This window comes from Thermomonas sp. (assembly GCF_025993755.1).
Taxonomy (GTDB): domain Bacteria; phylum Pseudomonadota; class Gammaproteobacteria; order Xanthomonadales; family Xanthomonadaceae; genus Thermomonas.
Genome location: NZ_JAMQHN010000184.1, coordinates 1 through 1,541 on the forward strand (window position 1 = coordinate 1; position 1,541 = coordinate 1,541).

General features: G+C 68.0%; 4 protein-coding genes. 3 read left to right on the plus strand and 1 reads right to left on the minus strand.

Translation table 11 applies throughout. The annotated features are described in order from the left end of the window. The 3 genes from Q0X16_RS12950 to Q0X16_RS12960 form a co-directional block, all read left to right on the plus strand. Positions 1-395, plus strand: a 395-nt coding sequence (locus Q0X16_RS12950; RefSeq protein WP_297835205.1) for a hypothetical protein, incomplete at its 5' end; no start/stop codon positions are given. A gap of 54 nt (positions 396-449) precedes the next feature. Beyond that, complete coding sequence (locus Q0X16_RS12955) at positions 450-773, plus strand: PadR family transcriptional regulator (protein ID WP_297835208.1); 324 nt, start codon at positions 450-452, stop codon at positions 771-773. A 3-nt stretch (positions 774-776) separates the two neighbouring features. Further along, positions 777-1,352 (plus strand): PspC domain-containing protein, encoded by a 576-nt coding sequence (locus Q0X16_RS12960; protein WP_297835211.1) that lies wholly within the window; start codon positions 777-779, stop codon positions 1,350-1,352. A 24-nt stretch (positions 1,353-1,376) separates the two neighbouring features. Here Q0X16_RS12960 and Q0X16_RS12965 read toward each other — a convergent pair. Beyond that, the coding region (locus Q0X16_RS12965) for a DUF1304 family protein (protein ID WP_297835213.1) at positions 1,377-1,541 on the minus strand (165 nt) is incomplete at its 5' end.

Here is a 1,541-nt window from a genome sequence, read left to right on the forward strand (position 1 = left end):
GAGGCGGTCACGGGCTCGACTTCGTCATGGGGCTGAGCCCGTACTCGGCGCCGTTCACGCAGATTGGCAGGCAACGGAGCGCCGGCATCACCGACCTGCGCCACGGCAACGTCACCTCCGGCGCCCACCGGCACGTACCGCTGCCATCCGGGATCGAGTGTTATGCCGCCGCCGCGACGCTCGGGTCGCGGCGCGACCTGCTGGGCGAGCGCCTGGTCGGTGACGGGCTGGTCCCGCTCGCGAGCGCGCTCGGGCATCACGCCAAGGCCGAGCGTCGGCTGCGGATCCCGGAGTCCCACCAGTGGGTCGGCCACGGCATGGGACACCTCGAATTGCTATGCCGGCCAGAGGTTTACGCCCAGTTGCGCGACTGGCTGAAGACGGCCGAAGATTGACGGACAGTTCGAATGATAGTACCTTGTGCTGACAAGGTACTGCCTGGTTGGACCATGCTCGTCGAATCCAAGCTCGCCCCCATCCGCAAGGGGCTCCTCGAATTCCTGGTGCTGAAGATCGTCGGCGCCCGCAGCGCCTACGTACCCGATATCCTGCGTCGCCTGGCCGGCACCGAGTTCGCCACCCAGGAAGGCACGCTCTATCCCCTGCTCAGCAAGCTGCGTCGCGAGGAACTCGTGCTCTACGAATGGCAGGAATCGGATGCCGGGCCGCCGCGCAAGTACTACCGCCTGACCGATGCCGGCAAGGCCCAGCTCGCCGCGCTCGATGACTACTGGAACCTCATCAACCGCACCATCGCCGACATCGGACACTGAGCCATGAAACGCATCTCGGTCACGGTCAGCCTCAATCGCAGCACGCTGCAGTTCGACGAAGCGGCGTATGCGCGCCTCGAGCACTACCTCGCCGAATCGGCGAGCCTGCTCGAAGGTGACCCGGACCCGCAGGAAATCCTCGGCGACCTCGAGCAGGCCATCGCCGACCAGTGCCTGCGGCGCATGGGCCCGCAACAGTCCGTCGTCACGCTCGCCGAACTGGAGCCGGCGCTGGAGGAAATCGGCACGGTCCAGGTACCGGGCGCCACGGGCTCGACGGAGCGCGCCACGCGGGATGCGACCCGGCCCCTGCAGCAGGTGAGTGAGGGAGCACTGATCAGCGGCGTGTGCCTGGGCCTCGCCCGCTATTTCCAGCTCGACGTGACGCTGCTGCGCATCATCGCGGTGCTGCTGCTGTTCGGCACCGGCGGCGGCATGATCGTGGTGTACCTGGCCATGATGCTGCTGCTGCCCTATGCCCCGCTCGAGCGTGGCGGCGCGCCCGTCCGCAAGCTGCCGGCGAAGTGTCGCGAGTTCGTCGAGTGGTTGCGGCTGAAGCTGCGCGTCGCGACGAGCTGACGCGTCCCGCGCGGCGCAACCTGCTCAAGCCGGCAGCAGCACGAGCGCCAGCGCCACGGCCGCCGGAATCGCCTGCACGAAGAGGATCTTGCGGCTCGCCGTCAGCGCCCCGTACACACCGGCGACGAACACGCAGCCGAGGAAGAACACCTTGACGCCGGTTCCGTGCGGACCGAGCGCGAGGCCCCA

Bases quoted from the DNA above. Each gene is read 5' to 3' on its own strand.
- Q0X16_RS12955 (WP_297835208.1), top strand. From the start codon at position 450: ATGCTCGTCGAATCCAAGCTCGCCCCCATCCGCAAGGGGCTCCTCGAA.
- Q0X16_RS12960 (WP_297835211.1), top strand. From the start codon at position 777: ATGAAACGCATCTCGGTCACGGTCAGCCTCAATCGCAGCACGCTGCAG.